The sequence below is a fragment of the Pseudoxanthomonas composti genome, from assembly GCF_004122095.1.
Classification (GTDB): Bacteria; Pseudomonadota; Gammaproteobacteria; order Xanthomonadales; family Xanthomonadaceae; genus Pseudoxanthomonas_A; species Pseudoxanthomonas_A composti.
The window spans coordinates 1-16,360 of sequence record NZ_SAWZ01000013.1; the positions used below are offsets into that span (position 1 = coordinate 1).

General features: G+C 66.2%; 9 protein-coding genes. 2 read left to right on the forward strand and 7 right to left on the reverse strand.

From position 1 onward, the window contains the following. Window positions 1-209: 209 nt before the first annotated feature. Both EPA99_RS17265 and EPA99_RS17270 read right to left on the reverse strand, forming a co-directional pair. Entirely contained in the window at window positions 210-1,631 is a 1,422-nt protein-coding gene (locus EPA99_RS17265) for an HlyD family type I secretion periplasmic adaptor subunit (RefSeq protein WP_129472501.1), read from the reverse strand. Then, window positions 1,628-3,799, reverse strand: a complete 2,172-nt coding sequence (locus tag EPA99_RS17270) for a type I secretion system permease/ATPase (RefSeq protein WP_129472502.1) — start codon at window positions 3,797-3,799, stop codon at window positions 1,628-1,630. The genes EPA99_RS17265 and EPA99_RS17270 overlap by 4 nt, the downstream gene beginning before the upstream one ends. A 1,259-nt stretch (window positions 3,800-5,058) precedes the next feature. Here EPA99_RS17270 and EPA99_RS17275 point away from each other — a divergent pair. Beyond that, window positions 5,059-6,024: a cation diffusion facilitator family transporter gene (locus EPA99_RS17275; RefSeq protein ID WP_129472503.1), complete on the forward strand. Its 966-nt coding sequence runs from the start codon at window positions 5,059-5,061 to the stop codon at window positions 6,022-6,024. A gap of 227 nt (window positions 6,025-6,251) precedes the next feature. Here EPA99_RS17275 and EPA99_RS17280 read toward each other — a convergent pair whose 3' ends face one another. The 4 genes from EPA99_RS17280 to EPA99_RS17295 all read right to left on the reverse strand — a co-directional run bounded on the left by EPA99_RS17280 (window position 6,252) and on the right by EPA99_RS17295 (window position 10,379). Then, window positions 6,252-6,605, reverse strand: a complete 354-nt coding sequence (locus EPA99_RS17280; RefSeq protein ID WP_129472504.1) for a hypothetical protein — start codon at window positions 6,603-6,605, stop codon at window positions 6,252-6,254. Between the two features lie 297 nt (window positions 6,606-6,902). Next, window positions 6,903-8,993, reverse strand: coding sequence for a catalase (locus EPA99_RS17285; protein WP_129472505.1), 2,091 nt, complete (start codon window positions 8,991-8,993; stop codon window positions 6,903-6,905). A gap of 249 nt (window positions 8,994-9,242) precedes the next feature. Beyond that, window positions 9,243-9,746 (reverse strand): DUF6496 domain-containing protein, encoded by a 504-nt coding sequence (locus tag EPA99_RS17290; protein WP_129472506.1) that lies wholly within the window; start codon window positions 9,744-9,746, stop codon window positions 9,243-9,245. A 90-nt stretch (window positions 9,747-9,836) separates the two neighbouring features. Further along, on the reverse strand, window positions 9,837-10,379 hold the full coding sequence (locus EPA99_RS17295) for a type 1 glutamine amidotransferase domain-containing protein (protein WP_129472507.1): 543 nt from the start codon (window positions 10,377-10,379) through the stop codon (window positions 9,837-9,839). 229 nt (window positions 10,380-10,608) lie between these two features. On the opposite strand from EPA99_RS17295, the gene EPA99_RS17300 reads away from it, so the two are divergent. Then, window positions 10,609-11,190 (forward strand): DUF4142 domain-containing protein, encoded by a 582-nt coding sequence (locus EPA99_RS17300; RefSeq protein WP_164978694.1) that lies wholly within the window; start codon window positions 10,609-10,611, stop codon window positions 11,188-11,190. Window positions 11,191-11,300: 110 nt separating this feature from the next. On the opposite strand, the gene EPA99_RS17305 is transcribed toward EPA99_RS17300, so the two are convergent. Next, the gene (locus EPA99_RS17305; RefSeq protein ID WP_129472509.1) at window positions 11,301-16,004 is read right to left on the reverse strand and encodes an ATP-dependent helicase; all 4,704 of its coding nucleotides are present in this window, start codon (window positions 16,002-16,004) and stop codon (window positions 11,301-11,303) included. Between the last annotated feature and the right edge of the window lie 356 nt (window positions 16,005-16,360).

Below are 16,360 nucleotides of genomic sequence, written 5' to 3' on the forward strand. Positions count from 1 at the left end.
CGCAAGCGGCACGGAAAACAAAATAGAAATAAAAACTAGGAGCACTCGATTTGCGATGCCTACCATATTCGGACCTTCCCTTGAGCTATCCCCGCACCGGGCACCCGCGCTACAGATGCAATATGAAAAAAGCGGATTAACTACATAAAATAATTCTACGCTGAATCAACATCCCTGAGATGCAATAGGATCAAATCTCCGCGATTTTCCTAGCGCTCCCTCATCGCCTCGGCAGCGCCTCTCCTGAACGGACTTAGCAAATAGTCAACAATCCGACGCTCGCCCGTCATCACCTCTGCCGTCAGGCTCATGCCGGCGGTCAACTTGACATCGACGCCATCGATGTTGAGATTCGAGCGATCCAGGCGAATACGTGCGGGAAATACCAGTCCTAGGTTTTCGTCCTGCGCGGCGTCGCGCGAGATGCTGACAACCTTTCCGGTGATGTAGCCGTAGCGGGTGTAGGGGAAGCTGTCGACCTTGACGGTGACATCCTGGCCGGCCCTGATGAAGCCAATGTCCTTGTTCAGAACCGTTGCTTCTACTTCCAGGGCTTCCTGATCCGGAACGATGGCCAGCAGCTCCTGGCCGGGCGCAACCACACCTCCAGCCGTATGGATGGCAAGCTGCTGGACCGTGCCGTCAACCGGCGCGCGGAGCGTCATCAGGCGATCACGAAGTCCTGCCTTCTCAAGCTCCGGGACGGCCTGTGCGATCCGGGCCTGGGCTTCGCGCAGCCCATCCAGCGTCTGCTGGCGGAAATCGGCGACCAGGATGCGCAGTTCTTCTTCGGAAGCACTCAACGACGAGCGAATCTCTTGCAGTCGATTGCGCTGGGTTGCCAAGTCGCTTTCCGCGGCGATGCGCTCCTGCTCCCTCATCAGGTAGTCGTGACGGCCGACATACTTTCCTTCGAGCAGGCTCGCATAGTCATCAGCTCGAACCTTTGAGATCCGGGCTGATTCAGCCAGGGGTGCGATCGCGTCTGCCGTCGTCCGAAGCTCGGCCTTGCGCTGCGCGATGGCTGCTTCCAATCCGTGCCGCTTCGCCAGAAGCGCATCGAACTGACTAGTTGCCAGGGCCTGCTCGGCCTCCAAGCGCTCCGGTGTGATCCCTGGCAGTTCGACAACTTTCGGCGAAATGCCGACATCCAACGCCTTGGCCAGGGCCGACAGACGCGCAGCAGCCAAGCGCGCGGTGATCAAGGCGTCATCGGATTGCGCCAGCTCGGCTCCCGCAGCGGTGCGGTCCAGCTCGATCAGGGCCTGCCCCGCCCTCACCTCTTGACCGTCCCTCACCAGGATGCGCCGAACGACGGCCGCTTCCGCCGGCTGCACTACCTTGGTTCGGGAGTCGACCACCGTCTTCCCCGGAGCCACGGCGACGATATCGATCTTGCCAAGACATGCCCAAATCAAAGCAACGGAAAAGAGTGCGACGATGATGCGCATCGTCCAGCGTGCCGTCGGCGACACAGGCGTTTCGATCAGCTCCAGGTGCGCGGGCAGGAAGGCCAACTCGTCCGCCTCCCGCTTGGGCGGATCCATTTCCTGGCGCCTGGACCAGGCCGCGGACAACACCTTGCCGTAGCGCAAGGCGAAATCTTTCAAACCTTCCACGACGTGCTTCATACGGTCCCCATCTGCAACTTGTGCAAACGCGCGTAGTGGCCGTCCGGGCGATCGACAAGCTCATTGTGCGACCCCATTTCCACGATCTGGCCCTTCTCCACTACCACGATGCGGTTGGCGCGGCGAACCGTGGAGAGGCGATGCGCAATGATGATGACCGTCCTTCCCTTGCAGATCGCGTGCATGTTGCTCATGACTGCATGCTCGGACTCGTAATCGAGCGCACTGGTTGCTTCATCCAGGATCAGGATGCGCGGGTCGGTGATCAGGGCCCGGGCGATCGCCACGCGCTGGCGCTGACCACCCGACAGGCCCGCCCCATGCTCTCCCACCATGGTGTCGTAGCCCTCGGGAAGCTCCATGATGAAGTCATGAGCGCCCGCGAGCTTTGCCGCATGGATGACACGCTCCAAACGCATGCCGGGGTCGCTCAACGCGATGTTCTCCCGCACGCTTCTGTTGAACAGAAAGTTCTCCTGCAACACCACGCCAAGCTGGCGACGAAGCCAGGCTGGATCAGCCAGGGACAAGTCATGTCCGTCGACCAGCACCCGCCCTCGCTCAGGCGTGTAGAGCCGCTGGACGAGCTTGGTGAGCGTGCTTTTGCCTGAGCCTGAGCGCCCCACGACGCCGATGACTTCGCCCGCGGCGATCTCCAGATCGATCCCATGCAGGATCTCGGGCGTATCCGGCGTATAGCGGAAATGGACTCGCTCAAAGCGCACGGTGCCCTTGATTGGCGGCAGCGCCAAGCGAGAGCCGGGAACTTCGGTGCGGGTATTGAGGATGTCCCCTAGACGCTCGACCGAGATACCAACCTGCTGGAAGTCCTGCCAGAGCTGCGCCAGGCGGATGATCGGTGCCGATACCTGCCCGGAGAGCATGTTGAACGCGATCAACTGTCCAAGGGAAAGCTTTCCTTCGATCACCAGCTTCGCACCAAAGAACAGAATCGCCACACCGACAAGCTTCTGGACCAGTTGGACGCTTTGCTGCCCCAGGGTCGCCACCCGTGTAACCGCGAAACCGGAAGATACGTAGCCGGCCAACTGGTTGTCCCAGGTGCGCGTGGCGCGGGTATCGACCGCGGAGGCCTTGACGGTACCGATGCCGCTCACGGCCTCGACCAGGAAGGACTGGTTCTCGGCGCCCCGGGCGAACTTCTCATTGAGTCGCTTCCGCAGAACTGGCGTGACCAGCGCGGAAATCGCCGCATAGATCGGAAGCGACAGCAGCACGATGAGCGTGAGCCAGTCGCTGTACCAGAACATCACGGCGAGGAAGACGACCGTGAAGAGCAGGTCCAGCACCGAGGTCAGCGCCTGGCCTGTCAGAAATCCCCGGATGTTCTCAAGCTCGCGAACGCGCGCGATGGTCTCACCGACACGCCTGGACTCAAAGTAGGATAAGGGCAGCGCCATGATGTGACGGAAGAGCCGTGCCCCAAGCTCGACATCGATCTTGCTGCTCGTATGCGAGAACACATAGGTGCGAAGGCCGCTGAGCACGACATCGAAGAGCGCGATCGCAACCAGCCCGATGGCGATTACATTGAGGGTGGTCAGGCTTTGGTGCACAAGCACCTTGTCCATCACGACCTGGAAGAACAAGGGGGTGACAAGCGCCAGGAGCTGGATGAAGAGCGAAACGACAAAGACCTCACCCAACAGCTTGCGGTACTTGATGATCGCAGGCACGAACCAGCTGAAATCGAACTTGGCCAGCTGCCCTAGCACCGATGCCCGCGAAGTCACCTGCAAAAGTCGTCCAGCGAAGCGTTCTTCGAGTTCGGACAATGCCAATGACCTGGCGCGGCGCTCTTCCAGATCATGGATCAGCGCTTTTTCACCCTGGATCTTGGCAATCAGGAAGGGCTTGCCGTCCTTGCCCCAGGCCAACGCTGGTAGCACTGCCATCCCAAGTCGCCTTGGCGATGGTGTGACGATCTTGGCTTTGAGCCCAAGCCTTCGCGCAGCGAGAACCAATGCGGTTTCGTCGAAATCCTCTCCGCTGCGGCCAAATTCGTGCGCAAGCTGCGCCGCGTCGACAGCAAGGCCATGGAACTGGGCCAACAGAACTAGCCCGCTCAATGCCAGACCCGGACGCTCTCCGAGCCCACTATCCCTATCGCTGCTCACCAGTGCGAGAGCAGCTGTCCCCTGTGGCATAACGTCCCTGCTATGCAGTAGCAATTACGCGATAGTTTCACGCAGAATTAACTTGATGTCAATCACAAAATCTCAAACTTCTACGTCCTTCCTCACGCCCCCACGCAAGGCTACCCGCTTCAAAGGAGCGAGTTGTCACTGCTACCAGTTGTTGGCACCAGTTATTGGATGAAATCGAGGTGCGTTTGCTATCTACACGAACTAAGCGTCAACCGTGTATTCATGGCAGCGAAGCGACCGGTGTTGCCGATCTCCGTTTCTTTTTTTAGCCGTTGTTCAAAGCGTTGCTGGTGTGAAGCCCGGAGTCTTCACTCAATCTGTCCGCGGCTGCCAACGCTCGGCCCCGAGAATCGGACAATCGTTGCTCAGTTGAGAGCTGCGAGTTCAAGAGGTCCGAGCGCTTGGAGGATCTAAGTGGTCACCATGTGGCACGCTGCAGCCGCGTTACCTCGGACAGGCATGAACAACGGTAGCCGCATCACTACGTGTTGATTGACCACTGAGAGCCTTGCCAAAGCTCCCGTTAAACCGGGTGTCTATGGATAAGCGTCAGGCCTTTTGTAATCGCCCAGCATCAGTTATCAACTGTCCCCGCGCCCACGACGGGCGGAGGGTCCTGAGCACCTGTGCCTGCAGGCGGCCTATTCGAACACGCATCCGAGCGCTGCGGTGCCGTTCCGCCTCCGTCGATGGAGTCGCATCGACCCTGCGTCCGTTTCCCACCCTGAGCCTTGCTTTTGGCGTCATCAGTAGCGGCGTCCCGCGTGGCGTCCGATTTGGCGCCCTCTTCCGCTCGCTCCCTTGGGCTCACGTTGGCATCGTGGGCTCGGAACGGGTCCGGCCCGATGGAAGTCGGTGAATTCTGCGAGGTTGGGGCCTGCGTGTTCTGCGCCGGCGGCGCTTGCTGCGCCTGGACCTGGGTTGCGATCGCCAAGCCAATCAGTGCACCCAGGGGGATCAAACGTGTCATGACAGTCTCCTGTGTGGTTGCAGCCCGCCGTCCAGCTCCAGGACGAGCGCGGACGTGAGGCGATGGGCCGACAGTCAAGCGCGTGGTGCGGAAGGTCGGCGTGCACGGCTTCGTGGGCGATCGTGTCGGGGACGTAACGCCGGGCCCCGCAACGGTGGGGACATCGCTGGCATCTTTCGCTTGCATCTCGGCGCTCCGGCCCGTGCCCGCTCCCTCGAGAATCCACGCGCCAGAGACGGGGCATGGCCCACCATCCGTCCCTCCCCCCATGCTTCGAGTGCCCGAATCGATGTCCAAGCCAAGCGGCTCGCGCCTGGTTGTCTATGCCGCGCTGGCGGGGAACCTGGCTATCGCGGTGGCCAAGTTCGTCGCGGCCTGGATCTCCGGAAGCTCGGCGATGCTGAGCGAGGGCGTGCACTCGCTGGTGGACACCATCAACGAGTTGCTGCTGCTCTACGGCATGCACCGGGCGGAAAAGCGGCCGGATCTCACCCACCCTTTCGGATATGGCCGCGAGCTGTACTTCTGGAGCTTCATCGTGGCCCTGCTGGTGTTCGCCGCCGGTGCTGGCGTGTCAGCCTATGAAGGCATCCAGCATCTGCGCCACCCTGCGCCGGCCACCGATCATCTGGTGAGCTACTCGGTGCTGGGCGTGTCCATCCTCTTTGAAGGGACGTCCTGGTGGATCGCCTTGCGCGAGTTTCGCGCGAGCAAGGGCGCCCTGGGCTATTTCGAGGCCTTCAGGCGCAGCAAGGACCCGACCACCTTCACCGTGCTGCTGGAGGATAGCGCCGCCCTGCTCGGGCTCGGCTTCGCCCTGGCAGGGTTGCTGCTGGCGCAGCTGCTGGAGATGCCGATGCTCGATGGCGTGGCCTCGCTCTGCATCGCCGCGGTGTTGGCCCTCACCGCGTTCCTGCTGGCGCGTGAGACCAAGGGCCTGCTGATCGGCGAGCCCGCGCACCCGCGCATCGCCGAGCGGATCCTGGCGCTGGCCAATGCCGACCCCGACCTGGGCAAGGCCAATGGCGTGACCACCATGCAGATGGGTCCGCGCCAGGTGGTGGCGATGCTGAGCGCCGAGTTTGAGGACGCGCTGACCACCCCGCAGATCGAGGCCTGCATCACCCGGATCGAGGCGGCCGCCAAGCGCGAGTATCCCGAATTGACCGCGTTGTTCATCAAGCCGCAGGAGGCGAAGGTGTTCCACTCCAGGCGTGCGGCATTGAAGCCTTCGAGCGAGGCCAGCGGGCCATAGCGACTCGAAATCACCGCAAGCTCTCTGTGGGAGCGGCTTCCGCCGCGAAGAGGCTCTACCGGGAAAGCCTCTTCGCGGCTGAAGCCGCTCCCACAGGGCCATCTTCACTTGGCTCAACTGTGGCGCGGACCCGCTATTCGAGCCCCCCCCTCAAGCGCGCGCTAATGTCCTGCGGGGATTGGCCAATCCGGCTACGAGCATCGCAGCAGATTGGAGCAACCTAGCTTTTAACTTTCCGGAGTCATTCGCGGATTGCCGCTTCCCTGGTCGACCGGGTCGGGATCGGCCACGCCTTTGCGCGAGACGGCCAGGCCGATCCTGGCCATGCTCCACGGCGGCAGCCCCAGGTGGACAAGCATCGAGTCGGCGGCGATCTCCATCGCGTCGAGTTGCGGGATCGACAGCGGCCGGCACAGCTCGGTGAAGAACTCCTCGAAGCGCACCCACCATTCGTAGTCGCTTCCGGACTGATCGACATTGTCTTCCAGGTACTCGCGTACCAGATCCATCGCCTGCCGGACTTCTCCATCAGTGACCCCACGGCGGAACAGGCGGTCCTCGATCGAGGGCTCGTACGGCATAAATCCAACTCTTCGGCGAACGCGGCAGCACCTTAGGCGCTGGTGCGTGTACCGCGCGTGCAGCTGCATCGTGCGTTGCGGCAAGATCGACATGGGCCTACCGCGTCTGCGCGCTGCAGTGCACGCTGGTTCTAGATCCTCATGAGCCCTGCTGGTTCCGCAACGCAGCAGCTGCGGCATCGAAGTCCACGACCTTGCAAACGAACACGCGCCGCACATCACGTGCGGCGCGTGGCGACAATCTGATTGCGCGGGCCCGGTGCCTGTCACGGCATCGGGCCCGGCATCACCAGCGGCTCAGGCGAGCAGGCGCAGCTTCGGCTCACGCGCCCACTGGCGGGTCTTGGCCGCTTCGACGAAGGCCTTGGCCTCGCTGGCGGCGACGATGCCCGCGTCCTTGCCGACATTGCCGGCCTTGAGCAGCGGCTGGGCGCCGGCATCGCTGGCGATGGCCTTCAGATGCGCCCAGGCGTTGCTGACGAAATCGATTGCCGCCGACTCCTTGGCCAGGGCCTTGCCGGCATCGGCCGACAGCACCACGGCGACCGCGTCGAACACGAACGACGGCGTGCCGGCCAGCTGCCCGTCGGCGGTGAGGCGCTTGCCGTCGGAGAGCTTCACGCCCAGCTTGGGCGCCACCAGCTTGCAGGTCGCGCCCGCGCCTTCGACTGCCTTGCGCAGGGCCTTGACGGTGGCCGCATCGGATCCGTCATGCACCAGGATGCCCACCGCCCGTCCCTGCAGGGTCGGCTTCATCTTGCCGATGATCTGCAGGGCCGGCGACGCCGGCATGTCCTGCGCGGCCACGGCTGCGGCGGGGGCCGGCGGCAGGGCTTCCATCCCCAACCCGTCGGCCACGCGCTGGGCCAGTTCGGCGTCCACATGGCGCAGCTGCCCCACCACCGCCTCGCGCACATGCGCCGTTTCCACCTTGGACAACTCGAACACCAGCGCGGTGGCGATATGCGCCTGCTCAGGCGCAGTCTGGCTGCGGTAGAACAGGCGCGCCTGGGAGTAATGATCGGCGAAGGTTTCCGCGCGCACGCGGCCCTTGATGCCGTCATCGGCCGTGGCGTGGCTGCGGAAGCCGGCGGGGGTTTCGCGAGGGCTATCGCCCTGCAGCGAGGACGGCTCGTAGGCCACGCGCCCCTTGGGCACGTTCATCTGCATGTGGCCATCGCGCTGGTTGTTGTGGAAGGGGCACTTGGGTGCGTTGATCGGGATCTGGTGGAAGTTCGGCGAGCCCAGGCGCGAGAGCTGCGTGTCCAGGTACGAGAACAGCCGGCCCTGCAGTAGCGGGTCGTTGGAGAAGTCGATGCCCGGCGGCACGTTGGCGGGGCAATAGGCGACCTGCTCGGTCTCGGCGAAGAAGTTGTCCGGCCAGCGGTCCAGCACCATCTTGCCGATGATCTGCAGCGGCACCAGCTCCTCGGGGATCAGCTTGGTCGCATCGAGGTGGTCGAAGGGGAAGCGTTCGGCTTCCTGCTCGGTGAACAGCTGCACGCCCAGCTCCCACTCCGGGAACTGCCCGGCGGTGATCGCCTCGAACAGGTCGCGACGCTGGAAATCCGGATCGGCGCCGGCGATCTTCACCGCCTCGTCCCACAGCGTGGACTGCAGGCCCAGCTTGGGCCGCCAGTGGAACTTCACGAAGGTGCTCTTGCCGTCCTGGTCCAGCAGGCGGAAGGTGTGCACGCCGAAGCCTTCGATCATGCGCAGCGAGCGCGGAATGGTGCGATCGCTCATCGCCCACATGATCATGTGCATCGACTCGGGGGTCAGCGAGATGAAGTCCCAGAACGTGTCGTGCGCGCTGGCAGCCTGCGGAAAGCCACGGTCCGGCTCCATCTTCACCGAGTGGATCAGGTCCGGGAATTTGATGGCATCCTGGATGAAGAACACCGGGATGTTGTTGCCCACCAGATCCCAGTTGCCCTCCTTGGTGTAGAACTTGACCGCGAAACCGCGCACGTCGCGCGGCGTGTCGATGGAACCGGCACCACCGGCGACGGTGGAGAAGCGCGTGAACACCGGGGTCTTCTCGCCAACCTCGGTCAGGATGCGGGCCGTGGTGTACTTGGACAGCGACTTGGTCAACTGGAAGTAGCCGTGGGCACCGCTGCCACGGGCGTGGACGATGCGCTCTGGAATGCGCTCGTGATCGAAGTGCGTGATCTTTTCGCGCAGCACGAAGTCTTCGAGCAGCACCGGACCTCGCGGGCTGGACTTGAGCGAATTCTGGTTGTCGCTGACTGGGATGCCCTGGTTGGTGGTCAGCGGCGGATGCGCGCCACCTGCCTGCTGGTGCAGTTCATCGCCCCGGCCGCGCTGATCGGACCCGCCCGCGGCGGTGGGGGGGACGGGGTTGGAGCGCTTGCTGGCTGCCATGGCTGTCGTGCCTGAGTCGCGAAAGGGAACCCGGATACTCGGCAATGGCGTGTCAACGCGCTGTGCCGAGGCGCGAGAGGTCGGCTCGCAATCGCAGTGATGTCATGGGGCACGCTCGCGCCCACTCGCAGGGGCTGCATTGGGTGACGCATGCGAGGGGAGCGTGCGACAGACGGGGTAGGCCTGCCCCCTGCCGCCGGGCGGATCGCCTGCCCGACGCGTCCAGGTCGTCTGCGTGGCCTGCCTTGCTCAGTCAGCCTTGCGGGTCCGGGCTGCCTTCTTCGCGGCCGCCTTGCGTGCCGTAGGCCCCTTGGTACGTGCAGCCTTCTTGGCGGCGGCGGAGCGATCCGCAGGGGTTCGCTTGGCGGCAGACTTCTTGGCCTGCGTGGACAGAGCTTTCTTGCTGACCGCCTTCTTCGCTGCACGCTTGGTCGTGGAGCCGTTCAATGCCTTTTTAGTGGCCTTGGAACGGACGGAAGAGGTCTTCTTGGCCGTACGCATGCCGGCCTTCAAGTCCTGCGATGCCTTCTTCTTGACGGTCTTGCTTGCGCGTTTGGACGGTTTGGCATCCACCCCGTCGCGCCGCGCCTTGGACAATCCAATGGCGATGGCCTGCTTGGTGCTCTTGACGCCATGCGTGCCCTCGCGAACGTGTTCGATTTCCTCGCGCACGTACTCCCCCGCCTGCGTGCTGGCGGACTTGCCTTGCTTCTTGGCGCGCTTGGCCGCCTGCCGTGTCTTTGCCTCGGGCATGTCGTTCTCCGGTGGTATCGCAGTGCTGCTGCCTCTGGATCCGTTAGCAGCCCGCCAGCAACCTTCGATGCTGGCGGGCCTGGATGATGCTCAGTTGGCTGCGACTGCCTTGGCAATCGCATCTGTGAAGGCAGGAATGTCATCGGGGTTGCGACTGGTGATGATGTTGCCGTCCACCACGACTTCGTTGTCTTCCCAGTGTCCGCCCGCGTTGGCCAGATCGGTCTTGAGCGATGCCCAGGAGGTCACCTTGCGGCCCTTGGCCAGGCCGGTCTCCACCAGCAACCAGGGGCCATGGCAGATCGCGGCCACCGGTTTGTTGTCGGTGGCGAAGGACTTGATCAGGTCCAGCGCCTTGGACTCACGCCGCAGGTTGTCCGGGTTGATCACGCCGCCCGGCAGCACCAGCGCGTCGTACTCACTGGAACGGGCCTGCCCCAGCGGCTTGTCGACCTGCACCGCGTTGCCCCAATCCTTCTTGTCCCAGCCGCGGATGCTGTCGCTGCCGTCGGGTGAGATCACGTGGACGGTAGCGCCCTGTTCTTCCAGCCGACGTTTAGGTTCTTCCAGCTCCGACTGTTCGAAGCCGTCGGTGGCCAGGATGGCGATGGTCTTGCCTTTGAGATCGTGCATGTCGTTTCCTCCGTCAAATGGTGAGAACGATGCTGTTGGCCTGCGCGTTCCGGCAGCATGAAAACCTGGCGCCCGCTTACTGACCTGCCCTCAACACATCGCGCCTGCGCCGACGCCGAGGAGTGCCGCGCTGGCAACGGCCATGCGCGCGGCGCGGTTGCCCCGCACTCACGGCGCTTTGGCACCTGCGCACAGACACTGGTGGCCCCCTACTTTCTTCGGAGTCTCCATGCGCAGGTTCTCGACCCTCACCAGCCTGGCCCTGCTGCTGTCCCTGGGGGCGTGCAGCAAGCCCGGCGATGAAGCCTCGCGCACGGCGCCGGCTCCCTCGCCCGAACCGACCACGGCCAGCATTCCCGGCCAGACCGGCGAGCCCACGCGCGACCCGGCGCAGATCGCGGGGGTGGTGGCTGCCTTTGCCGAGACCGAGATCGCGATCAGCCAGATCATCATCGACCGCAACATCGAGGGGCCACTGCGCGACTTCGCGGTCCAGCTGCAGCAGACGCATCGGCAGATCGAGGAACGCGCCAAGGCGATGAATGCGAGCAAGGACGGTCAGCGCGTTGCCCTGCAGCAAGCCAAGGCCAAGACCGAGGTCAAGTCGCTGAGCGAGGAGCAGGACGACCAAGCGCTGATGAACGCCTACATCGCCGCGGTGGTGCGTGACCACGGCGATGCGCTCAAGCAGCTCGACGCCGAGTTGATCCCTGCTGCCAACGGCGAGCTGAAAGCCTTCCTGGAAGACGTGCGCAAGCAGATCGCGGCCCAGCACGAAGAAGCGCAGGCCCTGGCCTCGGCACGCTATTGAGCCGGTCGCCTCAAGAAGCAGTCCAATTGCTCAGGCGCCGCCGTCGCGCGTGAGCGCTACGCGCCACACGGCCTGACGAGACCGTCGGCGCCGCATAGCCGGGATCGCGCTCAGCCGTCCCAGGTCAACCCGCGCGGGGCGCTGGAGAATCCAGCGCCCCGTAACGCATCGGTCACAGGTCCGCGGTCGACGGCCGATTCGTCGATCCGCTCCAGGGTGAAGCGCAAGGCGTTGCCGCGCCGCAGCGCTTGCACCAGCGCTTGCGCGGCCCGTGACAGCCTGGCTTCGGCGCCTGCTGCGCCAGGCGACAGGAAGTTCAACAGCCCCCGTCCGCCCTGGCCGAGATAGAACACCAGCGCGCCGCTGTCGACCACCACGAAGGCCCCCGCACGCCGCGTCGGGCGCGTGCCGAAGGGGTGGTCTGGCCATGGCAGCACCGCGCCGAAGGGGTTGGCCGGGTCGACGGCGGACAAGGCGATGGCCTGCGCGCTGCCGGCCCGCGCTCGACCCGCCAACGCACGCAGGCGATCGACCGTGGTCCGCTCGGCGAACTGCGCCCCACCCAGCCCCTCCACGAAACGACCGCGCAGTACGCGGCCGGCGTCTTCCATGCCGCGCAGGACCTGCTGCAGCGCCGGGAAGCCACCGACGATGCCTTCGCTCATGGCCGCGCCGCGGGTGACGATGGCATGCCGCTCCAGCAGGGCCTCGGTCATCGCAACGGCGCGCTCGGTGTCGCCCAGGGGCTCACGCTGCAGCAGCGACCACCGGCCGTCCAGGGTGGGTGCGGCGAAGCTCGCCACGCCCAAGGTGGCGACGACGGCAGCGTCGGGCTCCCACAACGGCACGCGCCGCCGCGCCGCGCGATGGCGCGCACGACCGACCCGCCGCGCCCGCTGCGGGTGGGCACCATTGAAGGCACGCAGTGGCGCCCAGGAGTCCGTAGTCACCACGCCCTTCCAGAGCAGATCCCACAGCGCGGCGTGGAAGCGTTCCACATCGAAGGCCTCCCCGGCGCCCAGCCTGGCCTGCACATGCAGCGCCAGCTGCCGCGCGAAGTAGCCCGCGCCTCCTTCCAGCGCCTGGACGATGGCCTGCTCCAGCGGCGATGCGGTCAGCTGCGACAGGTCCAGCGCCGGCAGCGATTCGGCGGCCAGCTCGCGCAGATGCAGCGACACCAGGCCGTCGTCCTCGCCCAGGCGGCCGTGGCCGCACCATTGCACGGCGCCGCTGCCGATCAACGCGTCGAGCACGTTCGGCGCATAGGCGCGCACCCGCGCCGGCAGGATCTGCTGCTCCCAGGCCGACACCGGCAGCGGCACGCCGGCCAGCTGCTCCACCACGTGCAGCACGCCCTCCGGGCCTTCCAGGCGTTGCCCGGGCGCCAGGTCGTGGCGCTCCAGCAGCAGGCGCACCAGGGCGGCCTGCGGCACCGGCCGCGCCGCCTCGCGCGCGGCCTGCAGCGAGCGCACGCGCAGGCGCTGGAAGACCTCCTGCGCCAGCCATGCCCTGGTGGCGTCCGCATGCCCGGACCTTGCGGCATCCTCCACTTCCGGCTCGGCCAGGCGGGCGAAATTGCCGCGCAGCAGGCGTCCCTGCTCGGCCAGCGCGACCAGTGCCGCCTCCGCCACCGCAACGCCCAGGCCCAGCGCCTGGGCCAGTTGCCGGGTGGTGAACGGGCCGTGCACCCGCGCGTAGCGCCAGACCAGCTCGCCGAGCGGGTCCGGCGTGGGCTGCAGGAACACCGCCGGCACCTGTGCCGGCACGCGCACCCCCAGGGCATCGCGCAGACGGCCGGCGTCCTCGATGGCGGCCCAGTGCGGCGTGCCACCCAGGACGATCTGGATGGCGCGCCCCTGCTCGCGCAGCGCCGCAAGCGCGCTCCCGGCCTCGCCCTGCTTCATCCGCCTGGCCACCGCCTCACTGGTCAACGGCCCCAGCTGCCGCAACAGATCGGCCACGCCTTCCACGCCCACGACCTGGCGCTCGGCCGACAGGCATTGCAGATCGGCGGCGATGCGCGCGACCACGGCCGGATCCAGCAGCTCGGCGGCGTCGACCTGGCCGAGCAGCTCGCCCAACAGGCCACTGTCCAGGGTCAGCATGGAGGCGCGGCGCTCGGCGGCAGGCGCATCGCCGGCATACAGGAACTCGGCCACGTAGCCGAACAGCAGGTTGGCCGCGAACGGTGAAGGCGTCTGCGTCTGCACCTCCACCAGCCGCACCTCCTCGCGGGCGATGCGCTGCATCAGCCGCTCCAGCGCGTCCAGGTCGTAGACGTCCTGCAGGCATTCGCGCGCGGTCTCAACCAGGATGGGGAACTCGGGGTATTGCTGGGCGATGGCCAGCAGCTGCCCGGCGCGCAACCGCTGCTGCCACAGCGGCGAGCGTTTGCCCGGCTGCCGGCGCGGCAGCAGCAGCGCGCGCGAGGCGCACTCGCGAAAGCGCGCGGCGAACAGGGCCGAGCCGCCGACGCAGCGGCTGACCTGCTCGCGCAGCTGCTTGGGGTCGAACACGAACAGTTCGGCGCCCGGAATGCGACCGGTGGTCTCGGGCAGACGCACCACGATGCCGTCGTCGCTGGCCACCACCGCCGGATCCACCTGCCACTGCTCGCGCAGCCGGTCGGCCAGGGCCAGCGCCCAGGGATCGTGCACGGCACGCCCATACGGCGAGTGCAGCATGATGCGCCAGTCGCCGGTTTCGTCGCGGCTGCGCTCGGCCACCAGGGTCTGCGCGCCGGGCACCAGGCCCGTGGCCTGGCGCTGCTCGCGCACCAGCGCCAGCAGGTTGGCGCTGCCCCTGGCGTCCAGCCCGCACGCGGCCAGGCGGGACTGCAAGGCGGGCGTCATGCCCGCTTCGTCGCCTTCGATCTCCGCGGCCAGCGTTTCCAGGAACTGCCCGACCGCCTGGCCCAGCTCAGCCGGCCGGCCCAGGCCTTCGCCGCGCCAGAACGGCAGGCGCGCCGAGCGCCCCGGCGCCGGGGTGACCACGACCTGGTCGTGGGTGATCTGGTCGATGCGCCAGGAGGTCGCCCCCAGGGTGATGACATCGTTGACGCGCGACTCGTGCACCATCTCTTCGTCCAGCTCGCCCACCCGGCGCGAGCCGGCGCGCTCCTCGCCCTCGGGCAGGACCACGCGGTAGCTTCCGCGGTCGGGAATGGTGCCGCCGCTGGTCACCGCCAGCTGCCGGGCACCAGGACGCGCGCTGAGCTGATTGGTCTGGCGGTTCCACACCAGGCGCGGCCGGAAACCGGCGAAGTCGTCGGAGGAATAGCGCCCGGCCAGCATGTCCAGGGTGGCCTCGAACGCGCGACGCGGCAGGTCCCGGTACGGCGCGGCGCGGCGGACGCGGGCGAACCAAGCCTCCACGTCCAGCGGCTCCATCGCCACCGCCGCGACGGTGTGCTGGGCCAGCACGTCCAGCGGATTGACCGGCGGGGACAAGGCCTCGATCCGCCCGGCCAGCATGCACTCCACCGCCACCGTGGTGTCGATGAGATCGCGCCGGGTGCGTGGGTACAGGCGCCCGGAGGACAGCCCGCCCACCTGGTGGCCGGCGCGGCCCACGCGCTGCAGCGCGCTGGCCACCGATGGCGGTGCGGCGACCTGGATGACCAGGTCCACCTGCCCCATGTCGATGCCCAGCTCCAGGCTGGAGGTGGCCACCACGCAGCGCAGCTGCCCGTCCTTGAGCGCCTGCTCGATCTCGGCGCGCTGCTCCTTGGAAACCGAGCCATGGTGGGAACGGGCGATGTGCTCGGGCGCCACCGTCACCCGCTTGGACGTCGCGCCGGAGAACGAATCGAATGGCTGAGCCTCCACTTGTGCCGTGGGCAGGCCCGCAGCCTGGGCCACGCGTTCGGCATGCAGCTCGTTCAAGCGGGCGGTGAGCTTTTCGGCCACCCCGCGCGAGTTGGCGAAGACGATGGTGGAGCGGCGGCGCAGCACCTCATCGAGGATGCTGGCCTCCACGTGCGGCCAGATCGACCCGGCCCTGGTGCCGCGCGCCTGGCCCCCGGCATCGTGCGCGGGGATGTCGGACATGTCCTCCACCGGCACCACGATCTGCAGGTCCAGGCGCCGCCGCGATGGCGGGCTCACCACCCTGACCGGTCGGTCGCCGCCCAGGAAGCGTGCGACCACCTCGGGCGGACGCACGGTCGCCGACAGACCGATGCGCTGGGCCGGCCGCTGCAGCCCGGCCTCCAGCCGCTCCAGCGTCAACGCCAGGTGCGTGCCGCGCTTGCTGCCGGCCACGGCATGAATCTCATCGATGATGATGGTGTCCACCTCGCGCAGGGTGTCCCTGGCCTTGGAGGTCAGCATCAGGAACAGCGACTCGGGCGTGGTGATCAGGATGTCCGGCGGTCGCCGCGCCAGCCGCGCGCGTTCGGATGGGGTGGTGTCGCCGCTGCGGATAGCCACCGACGGCTCGCTGATCGGATCGCCACGGTGGCGACGCTGGGCGGCCACGCCTTGCAGTGGCCGCTCCAGGTTGCGACGGATATCGGCTGCCAGCGCCTTGATCGGCGAGATGTAGAGCACCCGGGTGCCGGCAGCCGGTGCCACGCCTTTGCCCGCGGGCCGGGGCGTAGGCGCCTCGAACAGACGGTCGATGGCATACAGGAAGGCCGCCAAAGTCTTGCCCGAGCCGGTAGGCGCGATGACTAGCGTGTGCTCGCCGCTGCTGATCGCCTCCCAGGCCTGCAGCTGCACGGGCGTGGCATGTTCGAAGGAAGCGGCGAACCAGGCCCGGGTCGCCGGGCTGAAAGCGGACAGGGCCGCCAATGTGGGAGATGGATCAGTCATTGACAAGCCGTGGCGGTGCGAGCGTGCGCGGCACCGGCTGCGTCAATCGACGAATCTGCAGCGGAACGGGGGAACGGGCGCACCGCGCGAAGATAGCGCATGTGGGGGGATTGGGGATTGGGGATTGGGGATTGGGGATTCGGGATTCGGGATTCGGGATTCGGGATTCGGGATTCGGGATTCGGGATTCGGGATTCGGGATTGAAGATTTTCGCGCGCCCTTCTTGGCAAGGCGTGACCCACGCAAAAGCCACACACGTCGGCAATCCCCCAGCAAATCCCCAATCCCCAATCCCCAATCCCCAATCCCGAATCCCCAATCCCCACCACCGCACACGCTTGACACCGCCGCGCCT

Bases quoted from the DNA above. Each gene is read 5' to 3' on its own strand.
- EPA99_RS17265 (WP_129472501.1), bottom strand. From the start codon at position 1,631: ATGAAGCACGTCGTGGAAGGTTTGAAAGATTTCGCCTTGCGCTACGGC.
- EPA99_RS17270 (WP_129472502.1), bottom strand. From the start codon at position 3,799: ATGCCACAGGGGACAGCTGCTCTCGCACTGGTGAGCAGCGATAGGGAT.
- EPA99_RS17275 (WP_129472503.1), top strand. From the start codon at position 5,059: ATGTCCAAGCCAAGCGGCTCGCGCCTGGTTGTCTATGCCGCGCTGGCG.
- EPA99_RS17280 (WP_129472504.1), bottom strand. From the start codon at position 6,605: ATGCCGTACGAGCCCTCGATCGAGGACCGCCTGTTCCGCCGTGGGGTC.
- EPA99_RS17285 (WP_129472505.1), bottom strand. From the start codon at position 8,993: ATGGCAGCCAGCAAGCGCTCCAACCCCGTCCCCCCCACCGCCGCGGGC.
- EPA99_RS17290 (WP_129472506.1), bottom strand. From the start codon at position 9,746: ATGCCCGAGGCAAAGACACGGCAGGCGGCCAAGCGCGCCAAGAAGCAA.
- EPA99_RS17295 (WP_129472507.1), bottom strand. From the start codon at position 10,379: ATGCACGATCTCAAAGGCAAGACCATCGCCATCCTGGCCACCGACGGC.
- EPA99_RS17300 (WP_164978694.1), top strand. From the start codon at position 10,609: ATGCGCAGGTTCTCGACCCTCACCAGCCTGGCCCTGCTGCTGTCCCTG.
- EPA99_RS17305 (WP_129472509.1), bottom strand. From the start codon at position 16,004: ATGACTGATCCATCTCCCACATTGGCGGCCCTGTCCGCTTTCAGCCCG.